This window comes from Nonomuraea sp. NPDC051191, from assembly GCF_044455665.1.
Taxonomy (GTDB): Bacteria; Actinomycetota; Actinomycetes; order Streptosporangiales; family Streptosporangiaceae; genus Nonomuraea.
The window spans coordinates 154454-169347 of record NZ_JBITEZ010000021.1 but is presented as its reverse complement, the minus strand read 5'-3'; the positions used below and the strand labels follow the sequence as shown (position 1 = coordinate 169347).

14 protein-coding genes are annotated in these 14894 nt (G+C 72.5%); 1 reads left to right on the top strand and 13 read right to left on the bottom strand.

The window, feature by feature from the left end; genetic code table 11:
- The 13 genes from mmsA to ACIA8R_RS44690 all read right to left on the bottom strand — a co-directional run.
- On the bottom strand, positions 1–890 hold an 890-nt coding region (gene mmsA / locus ACIA8R_RS44750), incomplete at its 3' end, for a CoA-acylating methylmalonate-semialdehyde dehydrogenase (RefSeq protein WP_397043821.1).
- Positions 887–1669 carry a Cof-type HAD-IIB family hydrolase gene (locus ACIA8R_RS44745; RefSeq protein WP_397043819.1) on the bottom strand — a complete coding sequence of 261 codons (783 nt, stop codon included), beginning with the start codon at positions 1667–1669 and terminating at the stop codon, positions 887–889. The genes ACIA8R_RS44745 and mmsA, both read right to left, overlap by 4 nt.
- The gene (locus tag ACIA8R_RS44740) at positions 1666–2490 is read right to left on the bottom strand and encodes an inositol monophosphatase family protein (RefSeq protein ID WP_397043817.1); all 825 of its coding nucleotides are present in this window, start codon (positions 2488–2490) and stop codon (positions 1666–1668) included. The genes ACIA8R_RS44745 and ACIA8R_RS44740 overlap by 4 nt, the downstream gene beginning before the upstream one ends.
- Positions 2481–3245: an HAD family hydrolase gene (locus ACIA8R_RS44735; protein WP_397043815.1), complete on the bottom strand. Its 765-nt coding sequence runs from the start codon at positions 3243–3245 to the stop codon at positions 2481–2483. The genes ACIA8R_RS44740 and ACIA8R_RS44735 overlap by 10 nt, the downstream gene beginning before the upstream one ends.
- Positions 3242–4339, bottom strand: a complete 1098-nt coding sequence (locus ACIA8R_RS44730) for an ABC transporter ATP-binding protein (protein WP_364087360.1) — start codon at positions 4337–4339, stop codon at positions 3242–3244. Before ACIA8R_RS44730 ends, ACIA8R_RS44735 begins: the two co-directional genes overlap by 4 nt.
- Positions 4340–6166, bottom strand: a complete 1827-nt coding sequence (locus ACIA8R_RS44725; RefSeq protein WP_364087358.1) for an iron ABC transporter permease — start codon at positions 6164–6166, stop codon at positions 4340–4342.
- 21 nt (positions 6167–6187) lie between these two features.
- Complete coding sequence (locus tag ACIA8R_RS44720; protein WP_397043813.1) at positions 6188–6841, bottom strand: DUF47 domain-containing protein; 654 nt, start codon at positions 6839–6841, stop codon at positions 6188–6190.
- Entirely contained in the window at positions 6838–7818 is a 981-nt protein-coding gene (locus ACIA8R_RS44715) for an inorganic phosphate transporter (RefSeq protein ID WP_397043811.1), read from the bottom strand. The genes ACIA8R_RS44720 and ACIA8R_RS44715 overlap by 4 nt, the downstream gene beginning before the upstream one ends.
- Entirely contained in the window at positions 7818–9656 is a 1839-nt protein-coding gene (gene iolD, locus ACIA8R_RS44710) for a 3D-(3,5/4)-trihydroxycyclohexane-1,2-dione acylhydrolase (decyclizing) (protein WP_397043809.1), read from the bottom strand. Before iolD ends, ACIA8R_RS44715 begins: the two co-directional genes overlap by 1 nt.
- Entirely contained in the window at positions 9653–10564 is a 912-nt protein-coding gene (locus ACIA8R_RS44705; protein WP_357708005.1) for a deoxyribose-phosphate aldolase, read from the bottom strand. Before ACIA8R_RS44705 ends, iolD begins: the two co-directional genes overlap by 4 nt.
- Positions 10557–11522, bottom strand: a complete 966-nt coding sequence (gene iolC, locus ACIA8R_RS44700) for a 5-dehydro-2-deoxygluconokinase (protein WP_357708003.1) — start codon at positions 11520–11522, stop codon at positions 10557–10559. Before iolC ends, ACIA8R_RS44705 begins: the two co-directional genes overlap by 8 nt.
- Positions 11519–12361 carry a TIM barrel protein gene (locus ACIA8R_RS44695; protein ID WP_397043806.1) on the bottom strand — a complete coding sequence of 281 codons (843 nt, stop codon included), beginning with the start codon at positions 12359–12361 and terminating at the stop codon, positions 11519–11521. Before ACIA8R_RS44695 ends, iolC begins: the two co-directional genes overlap by 4 nt.
- On the bottom strand, positions 12358–13329 hold the full coding sequence (locus tag ACIA8R_RS44690; RefSeq protein ID WP_364087343.1) for a Gfo/Idh/MocA family oxidoreductase: 972 nt from the start codon (positions 13327–13329) through the stop codon (positions 12358–12360). Before ACIA8R_RS44690 ends, ACIA8R_RS44695 begins: the two co-directional genes overlap by 4 nt.
- 236 nt (positions 13330–13565) lie before the next feature.
- Between ACIA8R_RS44690 and ACIA8R_RS44685 the strand changes: the two genes are divergently transcribed.
- A complete protein-coding gene (locus tag ACIA8R_RS44685; RefSeq protein ID WP_364087341.1) occupies positions 13566–14735 on the top strand; it encodes an ABC transporter substrate-binding protein in 1170 nt (389 codons plus the stop codon).
- Positions 14736–14894: the final 159 nt, after the last annotated feature.

The following is a 14894-nucleotide window of genomic DNA, read 5'->3' as shown; positions in this document are numbered from 1 at the left end:
ACCAGCTCATCCCCCACCGGATCCACCGCCAGCACGACCGAGATCGCCATGCACCGCTCACCCGCAGACCCGAACCCCGCCGACACCGCCGCATCAGCCACCAGATCCAGATCCGCGTCCGGCAGCACCAGCATGTGATTCTTGGCCCCGCCCAGCGCCTGCACCCGCTTACCGTGCCTGCTGCCCGTCTCATACACATACCGGGCGATCGGCGTCGAACCCACGAACGACACCGCCGCCACATCCGGGTGCTCCAGCAGCCGATCCACCGCCACCTTGTCACCCTGCACCACCGAGAACACCCCGTCCGGCAGCCCCGCCTCCCGCCACAACCGCGCCATCAGCAACGACGCCGACGGATCCCGCTCCGACGGCTTCAACACGAACGCGTTCCCGCACGCGATCGCCACCGGGAACATCCACATCGGCACCATCGCCGGGAAGTTGAACGGCGTGATCCCCGCCACCACCCCCAACGGCTGCCGCATCGAATACGAATCCACCCGCGTCGAGACACCCTCAGAGAAACCCCCCTTCAGCAGATGCGGGATCCCGCACGCGAACTCCACCACCTCCAGCCCGCGCGCCACCTCCCCCAACGCGTCCGAGTGCACCTTGCCGTGCTCGGCCGAGATCAACGCGGCCAGCTCGTCACGATGGGCGTCCATCAGCTCACGGAACCGGAACAGCACCTGCGCCCGCTTGACCAGCGAGGCGTCCCGCCACGCCGGGAAAGCCGCCACCGCCGCCGCGACCGCCGCGTCCACCTCGGCCACCGACGCCAGCGCCACATGACCGCTGACCTCACCCGTCGCCGGGTTGAAGACCTCCGCCGTCCGGCCACCGCCCTCCGTCAGAGCGCCGTTGATCCAATGCTTGACCGACTTCACCGTTCTCCCTCTCCCAGTGCCAGTTCCACCGCGTCCACGAGCGCGCCCTCGGCGCAGGGGCGCGACACCACGTCCGCCGCCGCCAGGACGTCCGGGTGGCCGTCTCCGACCGCGATGCCCACGCCGGCGGCCTGGATCATGTCGATGTCGTTGGGGTTGTCGCCGATGGCGGCGACCTGCTCCAGCGGCACCCCCCGGGCCTTCGCCAGCTCGCGCAGGGCGCTGCCCTTGGTCGCCCCCTCCGGCAGCACCTCCAGGTACGTCGCCTCCGACCGGACGGTGACCGTGCCCGCGATGTCCAACGCCGGCAGGCGGTCGCCGATCAGCATGCACTTGGTGATCCCGTCGGGGGGCAGCGCCGCCCAGTCGCCGGGGTCGCGCAGCGTGATGCCGTCCCGACGGGCGTAGTCCCGCAGCTCGGGGACGTCGTCCACGGCCAGCGCCTCCCCACCGGAGAACGCCACCGGGTACACGCCCGGAGGCAGCTCGCCGAACAGGCCGAGCAGCGTCTTCCAGGCGGTGGCCGGCAGGTGGCGGGAGCGCAGCACCTCGCCGGTCGCCAGGTTCACGGTGCGGGCGCCGTTGTAGAGGATGGCCGGGCCGTCCAGGCCCAGCTCGTCGTAGTAGGGGCGGGCCGAGCGTTCCATGCGGCCGGTGGCGATGACGACCTCGCCGCCCGCGGCCCGGTAGCGGCGCAGCGCCTCCCGGGCGGCGGGCACCATGGCCAGGTCGCGCCCGACGAGCGTGCCGTCCAGGTCGGTCACGATCCAGCGGATCACGACGCGCTCCCCGCCCCGGCGACGTCGGCGGCCCCGGCGGCCACGTCGGCCAGCACCGAGGAGGCCAGGTCGAACCCGCCGACGCAGGCGAGGTAGCCGCCCGGCTCGAAGACGCTGCCCGACAGCGGGATGTAGACACCGCCGGCCTGCCTGACCAGCAGGGATCCGGCCGCGACGTCCCAGGCGTTGACGCGGGTGCCGTACGCGACGTCGGACCATCCGGCGGCGACGTGGGCGAGCTTGAGCGCGGCACTGCCGGGACGGCGAATGGTCGCGAACGACTGGGTCATCCTGGAGAAGCGGCGCAGCGCGCCCTCCTCGTCCTCGGCCAGGTCGCGCGGCGTGGGGTAGCTGGACAGCAGCACCGCCTCGCGATCGGAACGGGCGCCCGCGCTGCGCAGCGGCTCACCGTTGCAGACGGCCCCGCCGAGCCAGGCGGTGAACTCGTCGTCGCGCACCGGATCGTAGATCACCCCGGCCACCACCTCGCCGTCCACGGCGGCGGCGATCGAGGTGCAGAAGAACGGCAGGCCGACGGCGAAGTTGGCGGTGCCGTCGATGGGGTCGACGTACCAGCTGACGGCGCCCTCTCCCCTGGTGCCGCCCTCCTCGCCCACCACGACGCTGTCGGGGCAGAGCCGGTCGATGACCTCGCGGATGCCCTCCTCGGCCGCCTTGTCGTGCTCGGTCACCGGGTCGTGGAAGTCGCGCTTGGTCTGGATCTCGGGCCGGGAGCGGAAGGCGCCGCGCAGCCTGTCGCCGACCGCCCTGGCCGCCTCGGCCGCGATGGCGGCCATCTCGCGCGAGGTGTTCACGTCCATGTCTCCTCCAGGAGGCTCAGCAGGGCGCGGGGGTCCTCGACCGTGGCCTGAGGGCGCTGCCGCACCGGATAAGGGATCTTGTCGGTGCTCGCGGACACCATCAGGACGGTCGCCCCCACCCCGGCCCGGGCGCCGCAGATCACGTCCCGGTCGTAGTTGTCGCCGACGTACCAGGTCTCGGCGGGGTCGACGCCGAGGGCGCGGCAGGCGAGCCGGATCATCTCGGGGTTCGGCTTGCGCACGCCGACCTCGTCGCTGTAGACCTGCGCCGCGACCAGGTGGTCCAGGCCGCTGCCGGCCAGGTAGTCGCGGTGCACGGCCCCGCACAGGGCGTTGCTGACGACGGCGGGGACGACGCCGTTCCGCAGGCAGGCGTTCAGCAGCTCCTCCATGCCGGTGCGCAGTTTCCTGTCGCTGCGCAGCTCGCCCATGCGCCTGCACAGGGGCGTCGCCTCGACGGAGACCAGCGTGCGGGCCTGCTCGGGCCAGTCGGTGGCGACGAACTCGGCCCAGAATCGGCGGTGCGTCATCTCCTCGGGCGCGAACTGCCGGGAGGTGGAGTCCTTCCAGTACTTGTCGGCTCGTGCACCGGCGCGGATGTCGCTCTCGACGTCCGCGGCCGTCAGGCCGTCGAACCCGGTCCTGGCCAGCATGGTGTGCACCTCGGCGGCCAGTTCGGCCGCCCAGGACGATCGCTTGGCGGTCTCGACGATCACGCCCCCGAAGTCCAGGAGCAGCGCCTTGGGCCGGATCACGCGGTCACCCCCGCCCGGTCCCAGGAGGAGAGGCGGGCACCGTCCGCGCCGAAGAGGTGGAGCTGCTCGGTCCAGCAGGGCAGCACGTCGCCGGGCGCGGCCCGCACCGGCGTGTACGACAGGGCGAACAGCTCGGTGTCCAGGACGCGCAGCCGTACCGTCCAGGAGGAGCCGGCCGGCAGCACGGCCTCGACCAGCGCGTCCTCGCTCCAGGCGGCGGCGGGCGGCGCGCCGAGCCGCAGCGCCTCGGGCCGGATGCCGACGGCGGACGGGGTGACCTCCGGGTCGCGCGCCGCCACGAACCGCAGCAGTGACCCGGCCAGCCCGCCGGGCGCGGGCCCGGTGTCCACGATGGCCATCGGCGGGCTGCCGACGAACTCGGCGACGAACCGGTTGGCGGGCCGCTCGTACATCTCCATGGGAGCGGCGAGCTGCTGCAGCTCGCCCTCGTTCATGACGGCGACGTCGGTGGCCATGGTGAGGGCTTCGAGCTGGTCGTGGGTGACGAAGACGATCGTCGCGCCGGACTCCTCGTGGATGCGCTTGAGCTCGGCCCGCATCTCCAGGCGCAGCCGGGCGTCGAGGTTGGACAGCGGCTCGTCCAGCAGCAGCACGGACGGGTTGACCGCGAGCATCCTGGCCAGGGCGACGCGCTGCTGCTGGCCGCCGGACAGCTGGGAGGGGTAACGGTCCATGGCGGCGTCGACGTGCACCATCTTCAGCGCCGCCTCGGCCCGCGCGCGCCGCTCGGGGCCCGGGACCTTGCGCATGCGCAGCCCGAATTCCACGTTGTCGCGCACCGACAGGTGCGGCCAGAGCGCGTAGTTCTGGAAGACCAGCCCCATGGCCCGCTTCTCGGGCGGGACGTAGACCCCCTGCTCGACCGAGTCCAGGACGCGGTCGCCGACGGCGATGCTGCCCGCGGTGGGCTGTTCAAGGCCGGCGATCATGCGCAACGTGGTGGTCTTGCCGCAGCCGGAGGGGCCGAGCAGGCACATGAAGGCGCCGTCGGGGACCACGAGGTCGAGGTTCTTCACCGCGTGGTCGCCGCCGCCGTAGCTCTTGGAGACTGCGCTCAAGGTGATGTTCGGCATCTATCCTCCTAGGCCGGACGCCAGGCTGCTCTTGGTCAGCCGCTGGGTCAGGGAAGTCATGGTGAAGGAGAGCAAAGCGATCATGAGGACGACGCCGTTGGCGAGCTGCGTGTATCCGTAGTCGACCAGGCCGATGGAGAGCGTCGTGAGGAGCTGGGTGCCGGTGGTGGTCAGCATCACGACGATGCTGAGCTCCTTCAGCCCCGAGATGAACGGCAACACGATCCCGGTGACCAGGGCGCCCTTTTGGATCGGGAAGATGATCCGCCGCATCCGGTGCCACCAGGACGCCCCGGCGATCTGCGCGGCCTCCTCCGGCTCCCGGCCGAGCTGCATCATCGCCGCGATGCCCGAGCGCGAGCTGTACGGAAGATGCGTGACCGCCATGACCAGGATCAGCAGGAACGTCGTCCCGTACAGCGCCGGGACGGGCCCGCGGGCGACCGCGAACAGCGACAGCGAGGCGGCCGCGAAGGCGATGCCGGGGATGAGGTACGGCAGGAACGACACCTGGCGCAGGAACCCGGCGATGCGCGGGGCGGTGCCGCGGACCACCACGTACCCGATGAGCAGGCCGGCGACCGCGCAGATCAGCGAGGCCAGGCCGACGATGCGCAACGAGTTCCAGGCGGCCTGCCACAGCTCGGAGCCGCGCAGGATGCCGTGCGGGAACCCGACCGCGCCGGGGAGCCGGTCGGCGATCCAGTAGTCGAGCGTCAGGGTGGACAGGTCCAGCGGCGTGCGGGTGAGCGTGGACAGCAGCAACGTGAGCACCGGGATCAGCACGCTGACCACGAACACCACCGCGCCCAGCGCGAACGCCGGCCAGCGCCAGCCGCGCAGGTCACCCAGCCGGTCCATCGCGCCCTTGCCGCCCACGGTGACGAACCTGCGCTGCTCGCGCATCAGCCGCATGTCGGTGAAGACGATCAGCACGCCGATGATCACGATGACGGTGGCGAGCACGGAGGCCACGCCGGTGCTGCGGTCCCTGATCGACTGGAACAGCCCGGTGGACAGCACCTGGTAGTCGGCGGGCAGGCCGAGCACGTACGGGGTGCCGAACGTGCCGAGCACCCGGCCGACCACGAGCAGCACGGCCGAGGAGAGCGCGGGCAGCATCAGCGGCACCACGATCCGCCGCACGACGACGCGCCGCGGCGCCCCGAGGATCCGGGCCGAGTCCTCAAGCTGGACGTCGATCCTGCGCAGCGCGTTGCCGACCAGCAGCAGCACGAACGGGTAGTAGTGCAGCCCCAGCGTGACGATGATCGGCAGCGGTCCGTAGGCCAGCCAGTCGGGGGTGCGCACGCCGGCCGACTCCAGGAATCCCACCTGCCCGCCGGCCCGCGCGTTCTTGAACAGCGTCAACCAGGCCAGCGAGAACGTCCACGACGGCAGCATGTACGGCACCACCAGCGCCCCGGCCAGCCACTTGCGGCCGGGCACGTTGGTGCGGGTCACCAGCCAGGCCATCCCGCCGCCGAGCAGCAGCGCGAACAGGACGGTGCCGACCGCGACCACCAGCGTGTTGACCAGCGGCCCCCAGAACAGCAGGCCGCTGATCTGCGAGCGGAAGACCCGCCACAGGTAGTAGCCCGTCCACTCCCCCGGCTGCTGGCCGGCGTGCAACTCGTCGCCGAACTGGAGGCGGACGGCGTCCGACAGGACCGCGATCAGAGGGGCGACGACGAGGTAGGCGAGCAGGACGACGAGGATCAGGCCGAGCGCGGCGGTCGGGTCGTGCCGCAGGACCTGGAGGCGGTAGCGGAGTCGGCGCCGTCTCGGCGGGCGAGGCGGCGGTTCCGTCTTGGTCAGAACAGCCATGGGTCTTCCTTCGGGGGGTCTTCAGTGGCTTCGTTTGAGCATGGCGTCGGCGAGGGCGTCGGCGGCCTCGCCGAGCCGCCGGCCCACGGCGTCGAGTCGGGAGAGCAGTTCGCGTTCGCGCAGGGTGTCCATGTCCAGCGGGCCGGCGAACAGCTCGGTGAGCCGGGCCTGGTGGAGCTGGCGGACGCGGCTGCGGGACTTGCGGGTGGCGAGCACGGCCACGGTGACCGAGCCGGGGTCGCCGGTGATCTTCAGCAGGGCGCGGTCCAGCTGGTCCAGGCCGTCGATGACGGCGCCCAGCGGCTCGGTGGCGAAGGTGAGGTCGGCGGGCCCGAACAGGTCCGCCTCGCGCACGAAGTCGCGTAGCTGGTCCAGCACGTCGTCGATCGAGCGGGAGAGCCGGAACAGGTCCTCCCTGTCGATGGGGGTGGCCAGGACCCGTCTCAGCGCCCGGACGAGCTCGGCCCGCGCCGCGTCGCCCTCGTGCTCGACGTCGGCCATCCGGGCGCGGGCGGCGGCCTGACCGGTCGTGCCCGAGGCGGCCGAGCAGGCCAGCACGGCTCCCTCCCTGGCCACGGCGACCTGGCCGCGGACGAGGTCGATCACCCGGCGTCCCGACCGGCCGCGCAGGTCGTCCCAGACGCGGGCGAGCCGGCGGCTCCTCCCGCCGCTCACAGCAGCCTCAGGCCGAGCCCGGCCAGGGCGCCCAGGGCCATGGACGACGGCAGCGTGACCAGCCACGCCGTACCCATGTTCAGCACTCCCTGCCATCGCACCCTCCTGCTTCCTTCGCTTGCCACCACGCCGACGACTCCGGCCGTCACGGACTGGGTCATGCTGACCGGGCTGCCCAGGGCCGAGCTGCCGAGGACGGCGCCGGTGGCCGCCGTCTCGGCCGACAGCACGTGCAGCGGCCGGGTGATGACCAGGCCACGGCCGACCCGCTCACCCACCCGGGGCAGCGTGGTGAGCGCCCCGGCGAGGAACAGCGCCACCAGCACGGCCATCCACCCCGGCGCGACCTGCACGGGCCCGACCCGGCCGAGTCCGTTGCGGCCCACGTCCACGGCGACGCTCACGACGGCGATCATCTTCTGGCCGTCGTTGACGGCGTAGGCCAGGCATTGGGCCGCGTAGGCCACCAGGTGGGCGGCCAGCACCAGCCCCGGCATCCGGCGCGAGGACGGCACCCGCCTGGACGCGGTCCCCAGCAGGTAACCGAGCCCCAGCCCGACCAGCGGCGCGCACGCCCCGATCGCCAGGACCGTGACCAGCCCTGCCCAGGCCACCGGCAGCCCCGCGCCGAGCCCGGCGCCCGCGATCCCACCGATCACCGCCAGCGTCAGGCTGGTGGGCAGCCCCTTGCCGGTCAGCACCGCCACCACCACGACGGCGATCGCCACGCCGGCCAGGAACACGGCCGCGCCGCTCCTGGAGTCGAGCCCCGCGAGCCCCTCGGTGAAGGTCCGCGCGACCGCGACGCCCAGCACGTACGGCCCGGCGAACAGGACCACGACGAGCAGCGCGGCGGCCGCCCAGCCGGGCGTGCGCGGGAAGCGCAGGCCGAGGCCGATCAGCGTGGCGCCGTCGTTGGCCCCGCTGATCAGCACGAACAGGGTGGCCACCGCGGCGAAGGCCAGCGTCCAGCCCATCAGAGGTAGGGCCGCTGGTCGCGCTTGGCCTCGTCGTAGCGCTCGCGCGCGGCCCGGACGTCGGGCAGCCCGGACACCTCCGCGACCGGCACGTCCCACCACGCCTGCGCGCCGGGGCCGCCGCCGGGGACGGGCTCCACGTACACGACGGTGGTCCTGGCCGACTCCTTGGCCTTGACCAGGGCGGCCCGCAGCGACTCGGGGCCGTCGGCGCGCAGCACGTCGGCGCCCAGGCTGGCGGCGTTGGCGGCGAGGTCCACCGGCAGCGGCTCGCCGTCGAGGTCGCCGCCGGGCCCGCGGGTCCGGTACGCGGTGCCGAGCCGCCGCGCGCCCACCGACTCGCTGAGGTTGCCGATGGAGGCGAACCCCCGGTTGTCCACCAGGACGATCACCAGCTTGATCCGCTCCTGCACGGCGGTCGCGATCTCCTGCGCCATCATCAGGTACGACCCGTCGCCGACCAGCACGAACACCTCGCGTTCCGGCGCGGCCAGCTTCACCCCGAGGCCGCCGGCGATCTCGTACCCCATGCACGAGTAGCCGTACTCCACGTGGTACTGCTCGGGGTCGGCGGGCCGCCAGAGCCGGTGCAGGTCGCCCGGCATCGAGCCGGCCGCGTTGACCACCACGCCGCCTTCGGCGACCTCGTTGAGGATGCCGAGCATGACGGGCTGGGTGAGCTCGGGGCCCGCGTAGGTGTGGCCGATCTCCGACTGCCAGGCGGCGGCCAGGGCGGCGGCCCGGTGGGTCCATTCGGGGTCGGCCCGCCAGTCCGTCTCGTCGAGGGCGCGCAGGGCCTCGCGGGCGTCGGCGACGAGCGTGGCGCCCGCGTTCTTGGCCGCGTCGAAGGCGGTGACGTTGACGTTGAGGAAGGCGGCCTGGCCGAACAGGGTCCTGGAGGCGGTGGTGAAGTCGGTGTAGCGGGTGCCGACGCCGATGACCAGGTCGGCCTCACGGGCCAGGGTGTTGGCCGCGTCGGTGCCGGTGTGGCCGATCGCGCCGGCCGCGCAGGGGTGGTCGTACGGCAGCGCGCCCTTGCCCGCCTGGGTCTCGCCCACCGGCACGCCGTGGTTCTCGGCGAAGCGGGTCAGCTCCGCCCACGCCCGGCTGTACCTGACCCCGCCGCCGGCCACGATCAGCGGCCTGCGGGAGCCGCGCAGCAACTGCTCGGCCCTGGCCAGCGCGGCCGGCTCGGGCACCGGCCGGGCGACGTGCCACACCCGGCGGGCGAACAGCTCCTCGGGCCAGTCGTACGCCTCGGCCTGCACGTCCTGGGGCAGCGCCAGCGTGACCGCGCCCGTCTCGGCGGGGTCGGTCAGCACCCGCATCGCCGCCAGCAGCGCGGACGGGAGCTGCTCGGGCCGGTTGATCCGGTCGAAGAAGCGCGACACCGGGCGCAGCGAGTCGTTGACCGACACGTCGTAGGACCGGGGGTCCTCCAGCTCCTGCAGCACCGGGCCGGGGGCGCGGGTGGCGAAGACGTCACCGGGCAGCAGCAGGACCGGCACCCGGTTGATCGTCGCCAGCGCCGCGCCGGTGACCAGGTTGGTGGCGCCGGGCCCGATGGACGTCGTGCAGGCGAAGGTGGACAGCCGCGCACGGGTACGGGCGTAGCCGACGGCCGTGTGCACCATGGCCTGCTCGTTGCGGGCCAGGTAGTACGGCAGCGGGTCGCGCGTGCCCGCGCCCTGCTCGGCCAGCGCCTGACCGACGCCCGCGACGTTGCCGTGGCCGAAGATCCCGAGCACGCCGGCGATCAGCCGCTGCTCGACGCCGTCGCGCTCCGACCACTGGTTGGCGAGGAAGCGGGTCAGCGCCTGAGCGGTGGTCAGCCTCATGAGGCACCTCCTTGCACGAGATCGGGCACGCCGCCCTCCAGCAGGCCGAGCGCGGTGTCCACGGCGGCTGCCACGTCGCCGTCGGGCGGGTAGAGCAGCGCCCGGCCGACCACCAGGCCGCGGACGCCGGGCAGGCGCAGCGCCTTGCGCCAGGAGTCGTACATCTCGCCGGAGTCCTGGCCGGAGTCGCCGCCCAGCAGCAGCACGGGCAGCGTCGTGGACTCCACGACGCGTTCCATGTCGCGCACGACCGGGATCTTCAGCCAGGTGCGGGCGGAGGTGGCGCCGAGCCCCTGGCCGACGCTGATGGAGTGGATGACGGCCTCGGGCGACAGGTCGTGCCGCACGGCGCCGTCCTGCCGCCTGGACCAGAACGGCTCGACCATCGCCATCAGGCCGTGCCTGGCCAGGTCGGTGACCGCCTGGCCGCAGCTCGCCAGGGTGGCGGCGGTGGCGCTGTCCTCCAGGGCGATCCGGCACAACATCTTGCCGCCGTCGAGGCCCATCGCGGCGATGGAGGGGGCGTCGTAGGCGGTGAAGCGGTCGTCGAACTCGAACACCGAGCCGGCCACGCCGCCGCGGTTCATCGAGCCGATGACGATCTTGTCGTCGAGGGCGCCGAGCAGCAGCAGGTCCTCGACGATGTCGGGGGTGGCCAGCACGCCGTCCACGCCGGGCCTGGCCAGGGCGGTCATGAGCCGGTCGAGCAGGTCGGCGCGGCTGCGCATCGCCATCGGGTGGCCGGCCACGCCGAGGGCGCCGCGGGCCGGATGGTCGGCGGCGATGATGAGCAACTGCTCCCTGCCGTTCCTGAGCGGCCTGCGCCGGCGGGCCGCCGCCGCCTCGGCTATACGCTCCGGCTGCCAGGCGCGCTGGTCGAGCAGCCGCCGGTAGTCCTGCTCACGCATGCGTGGCGGCTCCTTCCGAGAGGGGGGCGGACAGGACGGCCTCGACCTCGTCCGCCGTGGGCATCGCGGGCGCGCAGGCCAGGCGTCCGGCGACGATCGCGCCGGCGGCGTTGGCGAAGCGCAGGGTGCGCTCCAGCGGCCAGCCTTCGAGCAGGCCGTGGCACAGGGCGCCGCCGAAGGCGTCGCCGGCCCCGAGCCCGTTGACCACCTCGACGGGCACGGGCGGCACCCGTACGGTCTCGGTGGCGGTCATGCCGAGCACGCCGTCCGCGCCCTGCTTGACGATGGCCAGTTCGACGCCCGCGGCCAGCAGGGTCTCGCCGGCCGCGCGCGGGTCGCGGGTGCCGGTGGCCACCTCGACCTCGTCGAGGTTGCCGGCCGCGACGGTGACGTGCGCGAGCGCCTCCCGCACCCGTTCGCGGGCGGAGGCCGCGCCGGCCCAGAACATGGGCCGGTAGTCCAGGTCGAGCACGGTGTGCCGGGCGCGCCCGCGGGCCCGCCAGGCGGCCAGGTGGGCGGCGTGGGACGGCTCGGCCGACAGGCCGGTCACGGTGGCCCAGAACAGCCGCGCCTCGGTGACGGCCGTCAGGTCGAGGTCGCCGGGTGTGATCTCCAGGTCGGGCGCGTCCTGGCGGTAGAAGTAGAGCGGGAAGTCGTCCGGCGGCCTGATCTCGCAGAACGTGACCGGGGTCGGCCGGCCTGGCGCGGCGCCGACCAGGCGGTCGTCCACGCCGTACGAGCGCAGCGCGTCGTGGACGAACGCGCCGAACGGGTCGTCGCCGGTCCGCGTGATCACCGCGCTGGAGCGGCCCAGGCGGGCGGCGGCGACGGCCACGTTGGTGGGGCTGCCGCCCAGATACTTGCCGAACGTCTCCACGTGGCGCAGCGACACGCCGCTCTGGAGCGGGTAGACGTCCACGCCCACCCTGCCCATCGTCAGCACGTCGAGGGCGCTCATGCCAGGCCCCGCAGGAACGCCACGCCCGCCCGTACGTCGTCGGCCGGGCCGGCGCCCGCCGCGGGCTCGGCGTCGAGGACGACGTCCTGCTCCATGACGTACCAGCCGTCGTACCCGGCGGCGGTCAGGCGTTCGACGATGCCCCGGACGTCCACGTCGCCGAGGCCGAGCCGGCGGTAGATCCCGGCGCGGACGGCGTCGGTGTAGGTCAGCTCGCCGGCCCGGACGCGTCCGGCGAGCGCGGCGTCGACGTCCTTCAGGTGCACGTGGGCGATCCGCTCGGGGGCGCGGGTGACGAGGTCGAGCGGGTCGCCGCCGCCGATGAGCAGGTGGCCGGTGTCCAGGCAGAGCGGGACGGCGCTGCCGCTGAGCACCCGGTCCACCTCCTCGCCGGTCTCGACCATGGTGCCGACGTGCGGGTGCAGGGTGAGCGCGCGGCCGTCGCCCTTCGCCTCGTGGAAGGCGCGGTCGAGGTTGCCGAGCAGGGTGCGCCAGCCGGCCTCGTCCAGCTCGGGACGGGCGTCGTAGCCCTCGGCGCCGGTGGCCGCGGCCAGCACGACGACCACGTCCGGGGCGAAGGAGGCCCAGGTGGCGCGGAGTGCGGGCAGCGGGTCGTGGGCGGGGTCGTGCAGGACGGCGGGGACGAATCCGCCCACGGCGCGCAGCCCGTACCGGCCGAGCAGGTCGCGGTCGGCGGGAAGGAAGCCCTCGGGGCCCAGTTCGGTGGCGGTCAGGCCCAGCTCGGCCATCTCGGCGAGCACCCGGTCGGCGGTGAGCTGGTGTCCCCATCCGGGCACCTCGCACACGCCCCAGGAGATCGGTGCGGCGGCGATCCTCACTTGGCCACCTCCAGCACGCGCACCGGGCGGCCCTCGCGGCGCGCCAGGTCGGCGGCCTCGGCCAGGTAGAGGGCGGCCAGGGCGTCGCGGACGGTGCAGGGGCTCTCGCTCTCGCCCCTGGCCATCGACAGGAACGCGCCCATCTCGGCGACGTAGGCGGCCTCGAACCTGGTCTGGAAGTCCGGCCACGGCGGCCCGTCCGGGCTCAGGCCCTCGGCCGAGCGCAGCGGGGTGCGGTCGCCGAGCCCGACGGCGCGGGTGCCGAGCGTGCCGGCCAGCTCCATGCGCACGTCGTAGCCGGCGCCGTTGTAGCGGGAGCCCTGGAGGGTGACCAGCGTGCCGTCGTCCATGACGATCAGGGCGGCGCTGTTGTCGACGTCCCCGGCGGCGGCGAAGTACGGATCGCCGCGATTGGCGCCGACCGCCTGCACGACGTCCGCCTCGCGGCCGGTGACCCAGCGCAGGATGTCGAAGTCGTGGATGTGGCAGTCGCGGAAGATGCCGCCGGACTGGGCGACGTACTCGGCGGGCGGGGGCGCGGGGTCGCCGGTCAGCATGTGGACGCGGTGCAACTCGCCGAGCTCGCCCGCCAGCAGCGCCTCGCGGGCGCCCCGGTACCCGGCGTCGAAGCGGCGCTGGAAGCCGATGTGCACGCCGATCCCGGCCCGTTCGACGGCCTCGGCGACCCGTAACGTCTCCCTGACGGTCGGCGCGGCCGGCTTCTCGCAGAACGCCGGCACCCCCCGCTCGCACGCCAGCAGCAGGGCCTCGGCGTGGGCGGAGGTCGGCGTCGCGATCACCACCGCGTCCGCGTCGAAGGGGTCGCCGGTCCGGGCGCCGAGCCGCCGCGCCACCTCCTCCGCCCTCGCCGTGTCCACGTCGGACACGACAAGCTCGTCAACCAAGGTGGACAGCGTTGTGGCATGGAACATGCCTATACGTCCAAGGCCCAGCAGACCCACACGCATGATCGCTCCTCATCCAGGGGGGCCTCCAGTTCTAGATGAACAGGAGATGAACAGTCAAGGGTTTGTCCTGACATAAGGATGAACTGTCGTAGCTGGGCGGCAAGGCCGTAGCTGGATCCCCACGTAAGAATGTCTTGACAAATTATTCACGTGACGTTCATCGTGAGCACACAATGGCGCCGGTCGGGGCTGGCGCGGCGCCTGCGAACCCGAGAGGCAAGAGGAGTGACGCCATCATGAGGCGTACCGGGAAGATCATCTCCATGGCGTTGCTGGCGACCGCCGCCGTGGCGTGCGCGCCCTCCACCGCAGGCGGAGGACCGTCGGCGGCGGCGACGGCCAAGGCGCTGCCCGGCCCGTCACTCGATGCGAACTTCGACCTGGAGGCGCTGGTCTCCGCCGCGAAGAAGGAAGGCAGCGTCCTGGTCTACGACTCCAGCGGCGACATCGAGGAAGTGGCCAAGGCGTTCACCGCGAAGTACGGCATCGCCATGGAGGGGGTGAAGTCGGACACCCCGCAGACGGCCGAGAAGATGACCAGGGAACACGCCGCCGATAACGTCACCATCGACGCGGCCATGTACGAGGACGGCGGCGTCCTGGTCGGCCAGCTCGCGCCGCAGGGCGTCACGCAGACCTGGATCCCCGCGGACCTGAAGGACCAGATCCCGGCCGAGAACCAGAACCCGCTGCTCGCGCTCTCCAAGGCGACGGTCTTCGGCTACAACACCAAGCTCTCCCCCGGCGGCTGCCCGGTGAAGAACGTCTGGGACCTGACCGACCCGGAGTGGTCCGGCAAGCTGGTGATGCAGGACCCGCTCGGCAAGCCGACCGTGCTGTCGTTCTTCACCCAGCTCGACGCGTACGGCAACCAGGCGCTCGAACAGGCCTACCAGGCCAAGTACGGCAAGCCGCTGAAGACCGAGGAGAAGAGCGCCGCCCTGGAGTGGATCAAGCGGATGTCCCTCAACAAGCCGGTACTGACAGGCTCGGACGAGGACATCTCCGCCGCGGTGGGCGCGCCGGCCGCCACCGACAAGAAGATCGGCTTCATGTCGATCTCGAAGTTCCGCAACAACGAGGACAAGGGCTACCATCAGGCCGCCTGCGAGGGGATGACCCCCTTCGTCGGGTTCAGCTACCCGAAGTACGCGGCGATCGCCACCAAGAGCAAGCACCCGAACGCGGCAAAACTGTTCGTGCACTTCATCATGACCGAGGAAGGCGTCAAGCACGAGATCGGCGAGGGCGGTGTCTCGGGCAACAGCACGGTCAAGCCGATGGTCACCCCGCCCGGCCTGTCCGACTGGCAGGGCCAGCTCTTCCACACCGACCCCGAGGGCCTGCTCGGCGACCTGCGGAACCGCCAGACCATGTCCGACTTCTGGCGCGTCAACCGCAGCTAGCGCGGCCGAGAACCGCCCGGCCGGGAGCCTCCGGCCGGGCCGTTCGGCATGCCCTGGCTCAGGTGTAACACTTAATGTCCTGACATAAGGATGACGTATTGATTTCTTGTAAAACTGTCGTTACGTTCTGGGGCAACATCAACACCCCGAACGAGGAGG